This window comes from Streptomyces chisholmiae (genome assembly GCF_031845445.1).
In the GTDB taxonomy this organism is placed as follows: domain Bacteria; phylum Actinomycetota; class Actinomycetes; order Streptomycetales; family Streptomycetaceae; genus Streptomyces; species Streptomyces chisholmiae.
This window is the reverse complement of the sequence record NZ_JAVREO010000014.1, coordinates 153,776-169,317: the sequence shown is the minus strand read 5'-3', so window position 1 is coordinate 169,317 and position 15,542 is coordinate 153,776. Positions and strand designations below refer to the sequence as shown.

The window sequence follows — 15,542 nt, the reverse complement described above, 5'->3', positions numbered from 1 at the left end:
AACCGGGCGTTGACGGGCGCCGATGGAGCGCGGCCGGGCCGGGTTGGCAAGGAATTGACAGGGAAGGGAGGGCTGGGAAAGATCGCTGCCATGGTGGTCAACCTGGCGGGCGTACCCGCCGAGGAGCGTCGTCAGCGGATCGCGGCCACGGTCGAGGAGCGCGGTTTCGTGCACGTCGGCGACCTGGCCGAGACGTTCGGCATCTCCCGCGTCACGGTGCGCACCGACCTGGGCATCCTGGAGAAGCAGGGCCGGCTGCACCGGGTGCGTGGTGGCGCGCTGGCGCGCAACCGGGGTGGCGGGATGCCGGCGAGTCGGGCGGCCGGCGCGTTCGAGTCCTCCTTCGAGGAGGCGGTGGGCGCCGCCGGCGCGGAGAAGGCGGCGATCGGCCGGCTGGCCGCGGGGCTGGTCGGGCCCGGCGAGAGCGTCATCCTGGACGCCGGCACCACCACCCTGGCGGTGGCCAGGGCGCTGGTCGAGCGGGCTGACCTGCACGACGTGGTGCTCTTCACCAACGGCCTGGCGATCGCGCGGGAGTTGGAGCCGGCGATCCCGCGGTTCACGGTGGTCGTCACCGGCGGCACGCTCCGGCCGCTCCAGCACTCGCTGGTCAACCCGCTTGGCGCGGGCATCCTGGAGCAGGTCAACGCGGACACCGTCTTCCTCGGCTGCAACGGGGTGCACCCGCGTCGGGGCCTGACCAACCTCAACCTGCCGGAGGCGGAGCTGAAGCAGGCGATGCTGCGCTCGTCGGCGCGGTGTGTGGTGGTCGCCGACGGCTCGAAGCTGGGGCGGGTGGAGCTGGCCCCGATCTGCGGCATCAACAAGGTGGACACCCTGGTCACCGGCGCCTCCGCGGACCGGCGGGCGGTCCAGGACTGCCGGGACGCGGGCCTGGAGATCGAGGTCGCGGAGAGCGACTGACGCCGGCGGGCTTTCGCATCCCTTTCGTTTCTTGCGGTATGACAGGCCCTGGCGTCGTTCGGGCCGGGGCGTCGGCGCCGCCGTGCGATGGGTTCCCGGGAATCGCGCGCGCCGAACGCGGCGGCGTCCGTAGGGTGGCGGCCGGGCCACGGCCCGCCAGAGGGAGGGGCCCCGGGATGCGTAAGGACGGCCGACTCCGCCGCCTGGTGGTGGGCGACACGACGTGGTGGTGGTCGGTGCGCCACAAGCACCGTCCCGCCTGCCACGAGGTGCTCTCGCTGCACCGCCAGCACCACCCCGGGGGCAGGACCACCCTGCGGATCCTCTTCCCCGCCGGGCCCGGCCGGTTCGTCGCCGAGGGCCACTGGTACGCGGGCTCGGTCACCAACGGCCAGGGCGACCTGCTCAACCTTCACGAGCCGGGCGTCGTCCACCAGTTCCTCCAGGCGGCGGCCGCCCGCGGCCTCGTGCCCGAAGCCCCCGGCGAGACCCGGCTCGACGGCTGGCCCCTCTTCGACTCACTGATCGGGCGGTAGGCCCGAGACTCGGCGGCTTCAAGGCTCGCCGGCCGGCACGCGGGCGCGCGTGGTCGAACGGCGGCTTCCGGCGGAGGCGCACGGGCCGGCTCGGCGACTTCGGTCGTGGGCCGCCTCCGCGGGGGGCGTGTCGGGAGCCGGCTGGGCGGTGCCGCGCGTGGCGCGCACCGTACGTAACCGCTGTGCGGCCGGGGTTAAGCGCGCGACCGGTGGGCAGTGCTTGTGCGAGTTGGCGGGGTGTGTGGGGCGCGGGGTGCGGGGTGGTGCGGAGGGGGTGTCGGACGACGGTCCGGCGTGACGCGGTGAGCGGGGAGGGGGCGTCGGCGATCCCGAGCGTGCCCTCCTGTCGTCCAGGAAAGGGTGCGCATGAAGCACTTCCGGCTGCTCGTGCTGGGCAACGGCATCTCGGCGTACGGCAGTTACCTGAACATGGTGGCGCTGAGCGTCTTCGTCTACGACGTGACCGACAGCGCGCTGGCCGCCGGGCTCTTCATGGCGGTGCGGCTGGTCACCAGCGTCGGCGCCGGCTTCGTCGCCGGCCGGCTGGTCTCGGCGTACGACCGCAAGCGGCTGATCATCGGCGCCGACCTGTGTCAGGCGGCGGCGCTGCTGGCGCTGCTGCTGGCCCCCGAGGCGGGTCGGGTGCCGCTGCTGTACGGGCTGGCCGTGGTCACCGGCAGCTGTTCGACGCTCTCCCAGGTGGCGCTGCGCAGCAGCATCCCGGAGATCGTGGGTCCGGAGCACCGGACCCGGGCCAACAGCTGGCTGGTCACCGGCCGTTCGCTGGCGATGATCGCGGGCTTCTCGTCGGCGGGCGTCGTGGTGGCCCAGCTGGGCTACACCGCGGCGTTCCTGCTGAACGTGACCACGTTCGTGCTGTCCGCCTCGATCCTGCTGGTGCTGCCGATCCGGACCCGGGCCGCCGGCGGCGAGGCGGGCGGCGACGGTGCGGGGGACGAGGGCGCGCGCTGGTCGGTGCGGCTGCTGCTGGCCACCGCGCCGGTGCTGATGGCGATGATCGCCCTGCGGGCGGTCGACGGCCTGGGGTCCTCCTCGCACAACGTGGCGCTGCCGGTCTACTCCAGCCTCCTCGACCCCGACCATCCGGCCACCTTCGTCAGCCAGTTCTGGGCGACCTGGGCGGCCGGGGTGATCATCGCGCAGCAGGTGCTGGTGCGGTTCGCCACCCGGGACGGGCGGTCGCTGGGCGAGCGGGCCTTCGCGGTCGGCTCCATCGTGATGTCGGCGGCGTTCATCCTGGTCTTCAGCGGCCTGCCCACGGTGCCGACGCTGGCGGTGGCGTTGGTGGCCGGCGCGGCGGACGGCGTCACCGAGGTCATCTACGTGTCCCGGCTGCAGGCCGTACCGGACGAGCGACGCGGGCGGGTGTTCGGGCTGTCCGCCTCGGTGGAGAACGCCGGGTTCGGTCTCGGGATGCTGGTCAGCGGCTCGCTGTTGGAGGTCTTCGCGCCGCTGACGGTGGTCGCCGCGCTGCACGGTCTGGCCATCGTGCTCTGCCTGGGCCTGCTGGTGCTGCTGCTGGTGCGCCGGTTCCCCGACCCGTTCGCGGAGCAGCGGCCGGCGGCGGAAGGGGAACCGGAGCCGGCGCCCGCGCCGCCACCGGACCCGGCGCCCGGTGCGACGCCCGTCTCGTCCCCGGTGGAGCGGGCGGCGGATCCGGGGCCACAGGAGCGGTCGGAACGGGACGGCGACGCCGTCCGGGAGGGGCACGGCTGATGGACGGCGACGGGCTGGACCCACGGATCGCGGTGATCGGGACGGCCTTCCGGTTACCGGGTGCGAACACGCCGGACGAGCTGTGGCGGGTGGTGCACGACGCCGAGGACCGGATCACCCGCTTCACGGACGACCAACTGCGGGCGGCGGGCGTGCCGGAGGAGCTGTACCGGCGGCCGGACTTCGTGGGCGCCTCCGGAGTCCTGGACGACATCGCGGGGTTCGACGCCCGGCACTTCGGGATGACCGCCCGCGAGGCGGCGTTGACGGACCCGCAGCACCGGATGTTCCTGGAGACCGCCCAACACGCCCTGGAGAACGCCGGTTACCCGGACGAGCGGGACGGCAGCCGGATCGGTGTCTTCGCCAGCACCGGCTACCACCTCTACCAGTTGCAGTCCTACCTGTTCGGCAACGTGCTGCCGAACGAGGACCCGACCGACTGGGTGGCCGGGCTCCAGGTGGTGGTCGGCAACTTCACGGACTTCCAGGCGACCCGGGTCGCCTACCGCCTCAACCTGACCGGCCCCGCCGTCAACGTGCAGACGGCGTGCTCCAGTTCGCTGGTGGGTGTGCAGCTGGCCGCCCAGTCGTTGATCACCGGCGACTGCGACATCGCGCTCGCCGGCGCCGCCGCCGTGCACGTGCCGCAGGTGCTCGGCTACCGCCATGTGAAGGGCTCGATCCTGTCCAGGACCGGCCGGCTGCGGGCTTTCGACGCCGCCGCCGACGGCACGGTCGGCGGCACCGGCGTGGTCGCCGTGGTGTTGAAGCGGCTGAGCCGGGCGCTCGCCGACGGCGACACCGTGCACGGCGTGATCCGGGGCTGGGGTATCGGCAACGACGGGGCGGGCAAGAAGGCGTTCGCCGCGCCCAGCGCGGCGGGTCAACGCACCGCGATCCGCCGGGCGTTGGACCACGCGGGGGTCGGCGCGGAGACCATCGGCTATCTGGAGACGCACGGCACCGGGACCCGCAAGGGCGACCCGATCGAGCTGGCCGGCGCCCGCGCCGCGTACCGGGAGGACACCGACCGTGTCGGCTACTGCGCGTTGGGGGCCGTGAAGGCCAACATCGGGCACCTGGACGTGGCTTCGGGGCTGGCCGGGCTGGTGAAGGCGCTGCTGGTGCTCCAGCGCGGGGTGATCCCGCCGATCGCCGGGTTCCGCGAGCCCAACCCGCTGCTGGAGCTGGCCGACGGCCCGTTCTATGTGCCCCGCTCCCCCGCGCCGTGGCCGGCGACCGACGGCCCGCGCCGGGCGGGCCTGACCTCGCTCGGGGTGGGCGGCACCAATGTGCACCTGGTGCTGGAGCAGGCGCCCGAGCCGGCGCCCCGGGTCGCGGGGGTCGCCCCGCCGGACGTGTTCCTGGTGTCGGCGTCCAGCCCGGCGGCGCTCGCCGCCAACGCCGAGGCGATGCGGGACGCGCTGCGGGCCGGGCCCGGGCTGCCGCTGGCCGACCTGGTGACCACCGCGGCGCTGGGCCGTTCGCACGGCCGGCACCGGCTGGCCGTGCGGGGCGGGGGGCCGGCGGCGCTGGCCGACGCGCTGGACGCCTGGCTCGCCGGAGGCGGCCCGGCCGGGGCGGCCGGGGCGGCGGACGGGCCGGCCCGGACGGTCTTCCAGTTCACCGGGCAGGGCGCCCTGCGGCCCGGCGCGGCGGCGGCGCTGTACGGGCGGTTCGCGGTGGTGCGTGAGGTGCTCGACGCCTGTGACGAGCACCATCGACGGCTCACTGGGGAATCGTTCCTGCACGGCCCGCGCGGCCGGCCCGGCCTGCTCACGGCCGAGGCGGGGCCCGCGGCCTGGCCCACCGAGAGCGGGCAGCCGGCGCTCTTCGCCCTCCAGTGCGCCCTGGTGCGGCTGTGGGCGGCGGCCGGCGTCACCCCGACCGCCGTGACCGGGCACAGCGTCGGCGGCTACGCCGCGCTGTACGCGGCCGGCGCGCTCTCCCTCCTGGACGGCCTCGAACTGGTCACCGCCCGGGGCCGGTTGACCCGTGAGCTGTGCCCGCCCGGCGCCATGCTGGCGGCCCGACTGACCCGGGAGGCCGCCCTGGCACACCTGGCGGCCGAGCCGCGCCTGGAACTGGCGGTGACCAACGGGCCGCACGCCCAGGTGCTGGCCGGGCCGCCGGCGGACGTGGACCGGCTGGCCGCCCGGCTCGCCGCGCTCGGCGTCCCGCACGAACGGCTCGCGGTGGACCGGGCCTTCCACACCTCGCTGGTGGAACCGATGCTCGACGCCTTCGGCGCGGTGCTGGAGAAGACCCCCTTCGCCCCGCTGCGGGTGCCGCTGGTCAGCGCCGTCGACGGCGAGGTCCGGCCCCCCGGCTGGGTGCCGGACCCCGCGCACCTCGTCCGGCACGCCCGGCAACCGGTGCGCTACGACGCGGCGTTGCGCACCGTCGCCGAACAACGCCCGGACGTGCTGCTGGAGATCGGGCCACACACCACGCTCAGCGGCCTGGCCCGCCGGGCCCTGCCCGGCGTGCCGGCGGTGCCCTCGTCGCGCACCGGCGCCGGCCTCGACCCGCTCTTCGGTGCGGCGGCGGCACTCCACCTGGCGGGCAACGACCTCCGCTGGGAGACGTTCCTGGCCGGCACCGACGGGCGTCGCGTGCCGCTGCCCGGCTACCGCTTCCAACACCGCCCGCAATGGATCGGCCCCCCGCCCCTGCCCCTCGCACCACCCGCACCACCCGCACCCCCCGCCCTGCCGGAGCCGCCCGCACCGCCGGCCCCGGCGAGAGAGGAACGCACCATGACCACGGAGACCACCAGCGCCGCGCCGCCGTGGACCGCGCCGGCGGAGCCCGCGACACCCCCCATATCCCCGCCGACCCCCCGGACGACGGACCCGTCGTCCACTCCGGACGGCGGGCCGGTGCTGACCAGCATCCTGCGGGTGCTCGCCAGCAGCCTGGGCGAGGAGCAGGCCGCGGTGCCGGCGGACACCACCTTCTTCGAACTGGGCGCCGACTCCCTGCTGATGATCAACGTGCTCCGGGAGATCGAGCGGGAGCACCACGTCCAGGTCACCATGCGGGAGCTGTTCGAGGAGACCGGCACCCCACGGCTGCTTGCCGACCTCATCACCAGCCGACTGCCCACAACAGGGCCTACCTCGCTCACTCCTGACGTACCGCCAGCCACGCGTGTCCCCCCGCCGGCACCCCCGGGGCCGCCGCCCGCGCCACCGGTCCCGCCGGCGGTGACCGTCCCGGCCGCCGCGCCCCTCGCGGCCCCGGCGCCACTCGCCACCCCCATGCCGCCGGCGCCGCCCGCCGACGGGCAGATCAGCCGGCGGGAGTTCGAGGAGTTGGCCCAGCGGGTGCAACAGCTGGCCCAGATCCAGCTCCAGTTGATGACCCAGCTCACCCAACTGCTCGAACTCCAGAACGCCGCCGCGGCGGCCCCGCCGGTGGACGGGACCGACCGATGAGCGGCCCGGAGAGCCCGACCCAGGCCCTGGACCGGGACCTGGCCACCATGACCGGCCTCGCCCAGCGCATCACCGCGCAACTCGCCGCCGCCCAGCCCGCGCCGCCCGCCGACGCACAGGCCACCGCCCCACCACCCACCGCCCCACCACCCGCCGACGAGTCGACAACCGCCGCGCCCCGGACGCACGGCCCCCGCGTCGAGGTGGCCCCCGGCGGCGGCATGGTCCGGGCCGGCTCGCCCCGCGCGCAGCAGGCCCACCTCGACGACCTGGTGCGCCGCTATGTCGCCAGGACCGCCGCCTCCAAGCGACTCGCGCAGCGCCACCGGCGGCGGCTCGCCGACAGCCGGGCCGTGGTCGGCTTCCGGCGCTCCACCAAGGAGATGCTCTACCCGGTGGCGGCCAGCCGGGCCGCCGGAGCCCGCGTCGAGGACATCGACGGCAACGTCTACACCGACATCACCATGGGCTTCGGGGTACTGCTCTTCGGCCACGAACCGGAGTTCGTCCGGCAGGCCGTGCACGAGCACCTGGCCCGCGGCATCCGGCTGGGCCCGCGCGGCGCCGAGACCGGCGAAGCCGCCGAGCTGCTCACCGAGTTGACCGGACTGGACCGGGTCGCCTTCGCCAACTCCGGCACCGAGGCCAACGCGGCCGCCATCCGGCTGGCCAGGGCCGCCACCGGCCGGGACCGGATCGTCACCTTCCAGGGCTCCTACCACGGCCACGCCGACCAGGTGCTGGGCCGCGTCGCCGGGCACGGCGCCGAGGCGCACACCGTCCCGGTCTCCCGGGGCATCCCGGACAGCGCGGTGGCCGAGCTGACCGTCCTCAACTACGGCACCGAGGAGGCCCTGCACGCCATCGAGCGGGACGCCGGGCGGATCGCCGCGGTCGTCGTCGAGCCGGTACAGAGCCGCCACCCCGCCCTCCAGCCGGTGGAGTTCGTGCGCCGGCTCCGCGAGGTGACCAGCCGGCACGGCATCGTCCTGCTCTTCGACGAGATGCTCACCGGCTTCCGGCCGGCGCTGCGCGGCGCGCAGGAGCTGTACGGCGTCGTGCCGGACCTCGCCACCTACGGCAAGCTGCTGGGCGGCGGCTTCCCGATCGGCGCGATCGCCGGCCGCGCCGACCTGCTGGACGGGGTCGACGGCGGGTACTGGTCGTACGGCGATGACAGCGTCCCGCCCGCCGACACCACCTTCTTCGGCGGCACCTACCTCCAGCACCCGGTGTCGATGACGGCGGCCCGCGCCGTCCTCAGCCACCTCAGGGAGCAGGGCCCGGGCCTCCAGGAACGGCTCAACGCCCGCACCACGGAGCTGGCGACCGGGCTCAACGCCTTCTTCGAGGCGGAGGAGTTCCCACTGCGGATGCGCTGGTTCGGCTCGCAGTTCCGCTTCGAGCACCACGCCGACATGGAGTTGCTCTACTACCACCTGATGCTGCGCGGGGTGCACGTCTGGGAGTGGCGCAACTTCTTCCTGTCCACCGCGCACACCGACGAGGACATCGAGCGGGTGGCGGAGGCGGTCCGGGGCTCGCTGCGTGAGCTGCGGGCGGCCGGCTTCTTCCCCACCGGCCGCCGCCCGGTACCGGCGGCCGCCCCAACACCCCTCCCTGCCACGGACGTTGCCACCCCGACGCCGGTCACGGCCCCGACCGCGGCACCGACTCCCGTCCCCGCCCCGCCCGTTGGCACGCCGACGCCGACCGCGACGGCAACACCCGGCGCCGCGCCCGCCGTTGTCTCGGCCGGCGACCGGCGGGCCGACTTCGGGCTGTACTTCTTCGGCGACTACCCCGAGGACGACACCGGCCCCGGAGGCCAGGCGGCCCAGGGCGGCGGCCGGTACGAACTCCTCATGGCGGCGGCCCGGTTCGCCGACCAGCAGGGCTTCCAGTCGCTGTGGATGCCCGAGCGCCACTTCCACTCCTTCGGCGGCCTCTTCCCGAACCCGGCCGTGCTGGCCGCCGCGCTGGCCCGGGAGACCGAGCGGATCAGGCTCAACGCCGGCTCCGTGGTACTGCCGCTGCACGACCCGATCCGGGTCGCCGAGGAGTGGTCCATGGCGGACAACCTCTCCGGCGGCCGGATCGGCCTCGGCGTGGCCAGCGGCTGGAACGCAGACGACTTCGTCTTCTTCCCGGACCGCTACGGGCGGCACAAGCAGGAGATGTACGAGCGCCTCGCCCAGGTGCGGGCCCTGTGGCGGGGCGACCCGCTGCGCCGCCGGACCGGCGACGGGGAGCGGGACATCCGGCTCTTCCCGCGCCCCGTCCAGGCCATGCCGCCCTGCTACACGGCGGTGGTCGCCAACCCGGAGTCCTACGAGCTGGCCGCCCAGCACGACCTGGGCATCGTGACCAACCTGATGACCCAGGACGTCGACCAGCTCCGGGCGAACATCGCCCGCTACCGGGCGGCCCGTGCCCGTCACGGGCTGGACCCGGCCGCCGGGCGGGTGGCCGTGCTGCTCCACACCTACCTGGGCGAGGACCACGACACCGCGCGGGCCGAGGCGTTCGAGCCGATGGCCCGCTACATGCGGGCGTCCCTCGCGCTGTTCAGCGGGGTCACCAACAGCCTGGGGGTCACCGCCGACCTGCGTTCCCTCAGCGAGGACGACCTGGACGTGGTGTTCCGGCGGGCCTACGGCCGTTACTGCGACCAGCGGGCGCTGATCGGCGACGTGGACTCGGTGCTGCCGGTGGCCCAGGCGGTGGCCGACGCGGGCGCCGACGAGCTGGTCGCGCTGGTCGACTTCGGCGTCCCGGGCGAGCAACTGCGCGCCGGGCTACCCCGGTTGGCGGAGCTGCGCCGTAGGCACCGGGAGCGGCCCGTACCGCCGGTCGAGGCGCCGCTGTCGCCGGGCCAGGAGCGGATCTGGTTCCTGGAACGGCTGCTCCCGGGCCGCACCGCCTACAACGAGGTGAAGGCGATCCGGCTGCGCGGCCCGCTCGACCCGGCGGTGCTGCGGGCGGCGCTGCGCCGGCTGGTCGCCCGCCACGAGGCGCTGCGCACCGTCTTCCAGCCGGCCGGCGAGTCCGCCGTGCAACGCGTACTGGACGCGGTCGAGCCGGACTTCGCGGTGCTGGACGGCGCCGGTCGGGCCGACGAGGCCGTCCGGGAGGTGCTGGCCGAGGAGAGCGCCCGCCGCTTCGACCTGGCGCGCGGCCCGCTGTTCGTCAGCCGCCTGGTGCGCACCGGGGACGACACCCACGTGCTGGTGCTCTCCTTCCACCACCTGGTGGTGGACGCGGCGTCCGCGACCGTGCTGAGCCGGGACCTGTCCGCGTTCTACCGGGCGGCGGCCACCGGCACGCCGGCCGAACTCCCGGAGCTGGCCTGGACCTACGCCGACCACGCCCGGCGGCTGCGGGCGGCCGAGGACGAGCCGGGCACGGCGCGGGACCTGGCCCACTGGCTGCGGGTGCTCGGCGGTGAGCTGCCCGACCTGGCACTGCCCACCGACCGTCCCCGGCCGGCCCGGATGACCTCGCACGGCCGGGCGGTCTTCCACGCCCTGGACGCGGAACTGTCCGAACGCATACGCGCGTTGGGACGCACCCGACGCGCGACCCTGTTCATGACGCTGCTGGCCGGCTGGACGGCGATGCTGCACCGGGTGACCGGGCAGCAGGACGTGATCGTCGGCGTGCCGGTCTCCGAACGCCCGCCCGGGGCACGGGAGGTGGTTGGCTTCTTCGTCAACACCCTGGCCCTGCGGGTGGATCTCGCCGGCGATCCGGACTTCGCGACGCTGCTGGGGCGGGTGCGTGGTGTGGCGCTGGACGGCTACGACCACGCGGGGACGCCGTTCGAGCGGGTGGTGCGGGAGTTGGCGCCGGCGCGGCGGACGGACCGGACGCCGGTCTTCCAGACGTGCGCGGAGTTCCAGCCGGTGGAGCCGTTCCACTTCGACCTCCCCGGGATCGAGGCCGAGGCCGTGGACGCCGGCCCCGACAAGGCGCTCACGGATCTGACGGTCTACTTCACCGACCAGCCGGACGGGGTCCGTTGTCATCTGGAGTACAACGCGGACCTGTTCGACCCGGGAACGGTCGACGGCTTCTTCGCGGTCTTCCGTGAGTTGCTGGCCGCCGCCACCGAGGCCCCCGACACCCCGCTCTCCCGCCTCGCGCCGCAGCCGGCGCCCCAGCCGGCGGCGGTGCCGACGCCCCAGCCGGCGGTGGCGGCGGCGCCGCGCGAGGCGGCCACGGGGCCCGGGCCGGCCCCGGCCGGCGAGGCGGTGCCGGCCCCGCCCGTGGCCGACGCGCCGCCCGCGCTGGCCGAGGGCGACGAGGTGCCGGCGAGCTGGGAGCGTGGCCCGGCACGGCCGGTCGCGGAGACCACCGTGGCCGCCTGGGTCGCCCGGCGGGCGGCCCAGCGGCCCGGCCACCCGGCGGTGCTGGACGGGGAAACCGTGCTCACCTACGGGGAGTTGGCCGGGCGGGCCGCCCGGCTGGCCGGCGCGCTCCGCGCGCACCGGCCGGCGGACGCCGGTGTCCGGCCCGTGGTGGCGGTGTGGCTGCCGCGCTCGGCGGACCTGGTGGTGGCGCAGCTGGCGGTGCTGACGGCGGGCGCCGCGTACGTGCCGCTTGACCCGTCCCTCGGCGCCGCCCGCGCCGCGCGGGTGATCGCCGAGAGCCGGGCGCGGGCCGTGATCAGCGACCCGGCCCAGGCCGCCGCGCTGCGACTGCCGGCGACGGTTGCGGTGCTGGGGCCGGACGCCGCTCCGCCGGGCCCGGGCCCGGCGGAGCCGGACGCCGAGCCGGGCGGCAACGACCCGGCGTGCGTTGTCTACACCTCGGGCAGCACCGGCGCGCCCAAGGGCGTGGTGCTCACCCAGCGGGGTCTGGTCGACCTGTGCCAGTGGCACCAGGCGCGGTTCGCGTTCACCGACGCGGACCGGAGCGCCGTGGTCTGCGGGCAGAGCTTCGACGCCGCCCTGCTGGAGACCTGGCCGGCACTGACGGCCGGCGGCACGCTGGTGCTGGCCGGCGAGAAGATCCGGCGCGACCCGCGCGCGCTGGCCCGGTGGTTCGCGGAGCGGGAGATCACCTTCAGCATCCTGCCCACGGCCCTGGGCGAGCAGCTGATGCGACTGCCGGCGGCCGACCAACCCCCGCTGCGGCACCTGCTGTTGGGCGGCGAACAGCTGCGGGTGCGGCCCCGCCCGGAGGCCGGGTACGAGGCGGTGAACGTGTACGGCCCGACCGAGGTGACGGTGCTCTGCCTGGCCGACCCGGTGCCGCCGGCGGAGGTGGAGAACACCGGCGGCGGGAACGACGGGATCCCGCTCGGCCGCCCGGTGGACAACGTGCGGCTGCGCATGGTGGACGAGTCCGGCAAGCCGGTGCGGGTCGGCGAGGTGGGCGAGCTGCTGGTCGCCGGCCCCGGCCTGGCGGCCGGCTACCTGCACCGGCCGGACCTCACCGCGGCGGCGTTCCCGACCGACCCCGTGCCCGACGCCTCGGACGACGCCCTGGGCCCTCACTACCGGACCGGCGACCTGGTGCGCTGGACGGGGGACGGCCGCCTGGTGTTCGTGGGCCGCGCCGACGACCAGGTGAAGATCCGGGGCTTCCGGGTGGAGCCGGAGGAAGTGGCCTGGTCCCTGGGCCAGTTGCCCGGCGTGCGCCGGGCGGCCGTCGTGGGGCGGCGCCGGGAGAGCGGCGAGACGGTCCTCGACGCGTATGTGGTGCCGGAGACCCCGGTCGGCGACGACCCCGGGGAGCGGCGGGCCTGGGCCGGCCGGCTGGCCGGCGAACTGGCCGCCCGGCTGCCGGAGTACCTGGTGCCGCGCGCCTGGGCCGTCCTGGACGAGCTGCCGTTGACCGACAACGGCAAGCTGGACCGGCGCCATCTCCCGCCCGCCGACCTCCGGTTGGCGGTGGACCACACCGCCGGACCCCCTGCCGCCGCACCACCACCCCCGTCCGAAGCCGCCGCCGAGCCCGCCGAAGCCGCCGAGTCCGCCGAAGCCGTGGACGCCGCCGCCGACCTGGCGACGCGGCTACGGCGGCTGTGGGCCGCCGAGTTCGACCTGCCGGAGACGGAGGTCGACCCGGACGCCTCGCTCTTCGACCTGGGCGGGCACTCGATCACGGTGATGCGGCTGGTCAACCGGTTCCGCGAGGAGTGCGGCGTCGAGTACCCGCTCTCCCGCCTGTACCGGGAGCCGACGCTGCGCGCGGTGACCGCGTTCCTCAGCCCCGGCGAAGACCCGGCCCCGGACCCGAACTCGCAGCCGAACCAGCAGCCGGAACCGGCGCCCCCGCCAGCGGAGCGGGCGGTGGTCCGCGACGGCCCGGCCACCGAGCAGCAGACCCGGTTCGCCACCCTGCAACTGCGGCACGCCAGGCCGCAGGTCCTCAACGTGGCGCTGCGGGTCAGCCTCACCGGCCCCCTCGACGCCGACGCGCTGCGCGCCGCCCTCGACGGGGTGACGGACCGTCACGAGGCGCTGCGCACCCGGCTGGTACGCGACGAGGCGGCCGGCGCCTGGCGGCAGGAGGTGCTCGCGCCGGCCCCGTTGGAGCTGCCGCTGACCGACCTGACCGCGCTCCCGGCGGCGGAGCGCGAGGCGGAGGTGCGGCGGCTGGCGCTGGCCGCGGCGGACACCCCGCTCGACCCGTTCACCGGCGCGGTCCTCGCACCCCGGCTGCTGCGGGTCGGCACCGAGGAGTGGGTGCTGCTGCTGGTGCTGCACCACTGCACCTGCGACGGGTGGGGCCTGTCGGTGCTGTTCCGGGACCTCTCCGCGCTCTACCGGGCGGCGATAGCCGGCGGGGACGCCGGGCTGCCGCAGGACCCGCCACAGCAGGTCGAGTTCGCGCACTGGCAGGCCGAGCACGAACGCGCCACCGGCGAGCGACGGACGGACTACTGGCTGGACGAGCTGGTGGACGCGCCGTTCACCGCCGACCTGCCGCTGGACCGGCCGCGGCCGGCGGCGCTCAGCGGCCGGGGCGGGGTGGTGACCTTCACGGTGCCGGCGGAGGTGTGCGCGGCGGTGGAACGGCTGGCCGTCCAGCGCGGCACCACGCCGTTCGTGATCACCGCGGCGGCCCTCGGCCGGCTGCTGGCCGGCAAGGCGGAGCAGCCGGACGTGCTGCTGAACATCTCGTACGCGGGCCGGGAGAGCCGCGCGTTCGAGTCGCTGGTCGGCTGCCTGTCGACCGGCTTCGCGCTGCGGGTGCGGGACGCCGGGACGGGCTCGTTCGGCGAGCTGACCGACCGGGTCGCCGGCGCCGTGGTCCGGGGCATGGAGCACGCCATGCCGCCGCGCCGGGTGGCGCCGGCGATGCGGGAGCGCAGGGGCGTGACCATGCCGGACCAGCTGCCGTTCGGCCTGGCCTACGAGAGCACCCTGGACATCGGGATCGACCTGCCCGGGGTGACCGCGGTGGTGACGGACATCGCGCCGGCCGCGTCCCGGGCCGAGTTCATCGTGGTGCTCACCCCGGCCGGCGAGGTACTGGAGGGAGCGGTGGAGTACTCGGCCGATCTGTGGGACGCGGCGACCGTCGAGTCCTGGGCGGCGGAGTACGTCCACCTCCTGCGGGACGGCGCCCTGACCGCCCTCGACGAGGAGGCAAGCGGCTGACCCGCCCCCGCCGCCGGGCCGGGACCGGGCGCGGTCAGAGGAACGCCCGGCCCTCGCCCCGGTAGGTGGGCGCCTCGGCGACCAGCCGGTCGCCGTCGACCAGGTGGAACGAGTTGACGTGTTCGGCGAGTTCGCCGGCCTTGGCGTGCCGGAACCACACCAGGTCGCCGACCGCCAGGTCGCGGGCGGCGGCGCCCAGCAGCGGCGTCTGCACCTCGCCGGCGGCCTCCGCGGCGGTGTAGCGCAGGCCGCGCGGGAACGCGGGGCGGGGCAGCCGGTCGGCGCCTGGCGGGCCTGAGGCGACCCAGCCGCCGCCGAGCACGGTGGCGATGCCGGGCGCGGGCCGGCGCACCACGGGCAGCGCGAAGTAGGCGGCCGGGCGCGGCCGGAACGCGCGGTAGGCGTCGAACAGCAGCGGCCCGTACAGCCCGGAGCCGGCCGCGACCTCGGTCACGGCCGGCTCGGCGGCGGTGCGGTCGACGCTGCCGGTGCCGCCGCCGTTGACGAACTCCAGCTCCGTGACGGCCCGCACGGCGGCGACCACGGCGGCGCGGCGTTCCCGCAGCTCCGCGGCGGAGGCGCGGTGCAGCGCGCGCACGGCGAGGCCGCGCAGCGGCGCCCCGGGTGGGGCGTCGCCGACGCCGGCGATCTGCGACTCGTAGGCCATCAGGCCGACGAGCCGGAACTCCGGCCGGGCGGCCACCGCCCGGGCCAGGGCCACGGCGGCGGCCGGCGTGCGGACCGGGGAGCGGCGTGCGCCGATGTGCAGCCGGTCACCGAACAGCCGGAGTGACACGTCCAGTTCGAGGCAGAGACGGAGCGGGCGCGCCGGGCTGGGGCCGATCGCGGCGCGCAGGAAGTCGAGGTGTTCGACGGAGTCGACCATCAACGTCACCCGGCGCGCCAGCCGTTCGTCGCCGGCCAGCCGGCGCAGCGCCGTCCGGTCGGCCGTCGGGTAGCCGACCACCACGTCCCCGACGCCGTCATCGTCGTCGGCTCCGGCGGCGAGCCAGAGCGCCTCGGGCAGCGTGTAGGCGAGGACCCCGTTGAAGCCGCGCCGGTCCAACACCCGCCGGGTCAGGGCCCGGCAGCGCACCGACTTGCTGGCCAGCCGGATCGGCTTGCCCAGCGAACGGCGGGCGAGATCGGCGGCGTTGGCGTCGTAGGCGGCCAGGTCGACGACGGCGAACGGCGGTTCGAGGGAGGCGGTGGCCCGTTCCAGCCGTGCACGGGTCTCGCCGCCGACGGCGGCCTGCGGCATAGTGACGGGTGCGCGCACGGTGAACCCC

Annotated in this window: 6 protein-coding genes; 5 read left to right on the top strand and 1 reads right to left on the bottom strand. The window is 75.7% G+C overall.

The genetic code is table 11. The annotated features are described in order from the left end of the window. Window positions 1–90 precede the first annotated feature (90 nt). The 5 genes from RM844_RS22670 (at window position 91) to RM844_RS22650 (ending at window position 14,253) form a co-directional block, all read left to right on the top strand. Window positions 91–924, top strand: a complete 834-nt coding sequence (locus tag RM844_RS22670) for a DeoR/GlpR family DNA-binding transcription regulator (RefSeq protein ID WP_311669181.1) — start codon at window positions 91–93, stop codon at window positions 922–924. Window positions 925–1,100: 176 nt separating this feature from the next. Next, the gene (locus tag RM844_RS22665; RefSeq protein WP_311669180.1) at window positions 1,101–1,460 is read left to right on the top strand and encodes a hypothetical protein; all 360 of its coding nucleotides are present in this window, start codon (window positions 1,101–1,103) and stop codon (window positions 1,458–1,460) included. A 366-nt stretch (window positions 1,461–1,826) separates the two neighbouring features. Further along, window positions 1,827–3,197, top strand: a complete 1,371-nt coding sequence (locus RM844_RS22660; protein WP_311669179.1) for an MFS transporter — start codon at window positions 1,827–1,829, stop codon at window positions 3,195–3,197. Then, entirely contained in the window at window positions 3,197–6,640 is a 3,444-nt protein-coding gene (locus RM844_RS22655; RefSeq protein WP_311669178.1) for a type I polyketide synthase, read from the top strand. The genes RM844_RS22660 and RM844_RS22655 overlap by 1 nt, the downstream gene beginning before the upstream one ends. Then, the gene (locus RM844_RS22650; RefSeq protein ID WP_311669177.1) at window positions 6,637–14,253 is read left to right on the top strand and encodes a MupA/Atu3671 family FMN-dependent luciferase-like monooxygenase; all 7,617 of its coding nucleotides are present in this window, start codon (window positions 6,637–6,639) and stop codon (window positions 14,251–14,253) included. The genes RM844_RS22655 and RM844_RS22650 overlap by 4 nt, the downstream gene beginning before the upstream one ends. 34 nt (window positions 14,254–14,287) lie before the next feature. Here RM844_RS22650 and RM844_RS22645 read toward each other — a convergent pair whose 3' ends face one another. Further along, a complete protein-coding gene (locus RM844_RS22645; RefSeq protein ID WP_311669223.1) occupies window positions 14,288–15,514 on the bottom strand; it encodes a type III PLP-dependent enzyme domain-containing protein in 1,227 nt (408 codons plus the stop codon). Window positions 15,515–15,542 lie beyond the last annotated feature (28 nt).

Bases quoted from the DNA above. Each gene is read 5' to 3' on its own strand.
- RM844_RS22665 (WP_311669180.1), top strand. From the start codon at position 1,101: ATGCGTAAGGACGGCCGACTCCGCCGCCTGGTGGTGGGCGACACGACG.
- RM844_RS22670 (WP_311669181.1), top strand. From the start codon at position 91: ATGGTGGTCAACCTGGCGGGCGTACCCGCCGAGGAGCGTCGTCAGCGG.
- RM844_RS22650 (WP_311669177.1), top strand. From the start codon at position 6,637: ATGAGCGGCCCGGAGAGCCCGACCCAGGCCCTGGACCGGGACCTGGCC.
- RM844_RS22655 (WP_311669178.1), top strand. From the start codon at position 3,197: ATGGACGGCGACGGGCTGGACCCACGGATCGCGGTGATCGGGACGGCC.
- RM844_RS22660 (WP_311669179.1), top strand. From the start codon at position 1,827: ATGAAGCACTTCCGGCTGCTCGTGCTGGGCAACGGCATCTCGGCGTAC.
- RM844_RS22645 (WP_311669223.1), bottom strand. From the start codon at position 15,514: ATGCCGCAGGCCGCCGTCGGCGGCGAGACCCGTGCACGGCTGGAACGG.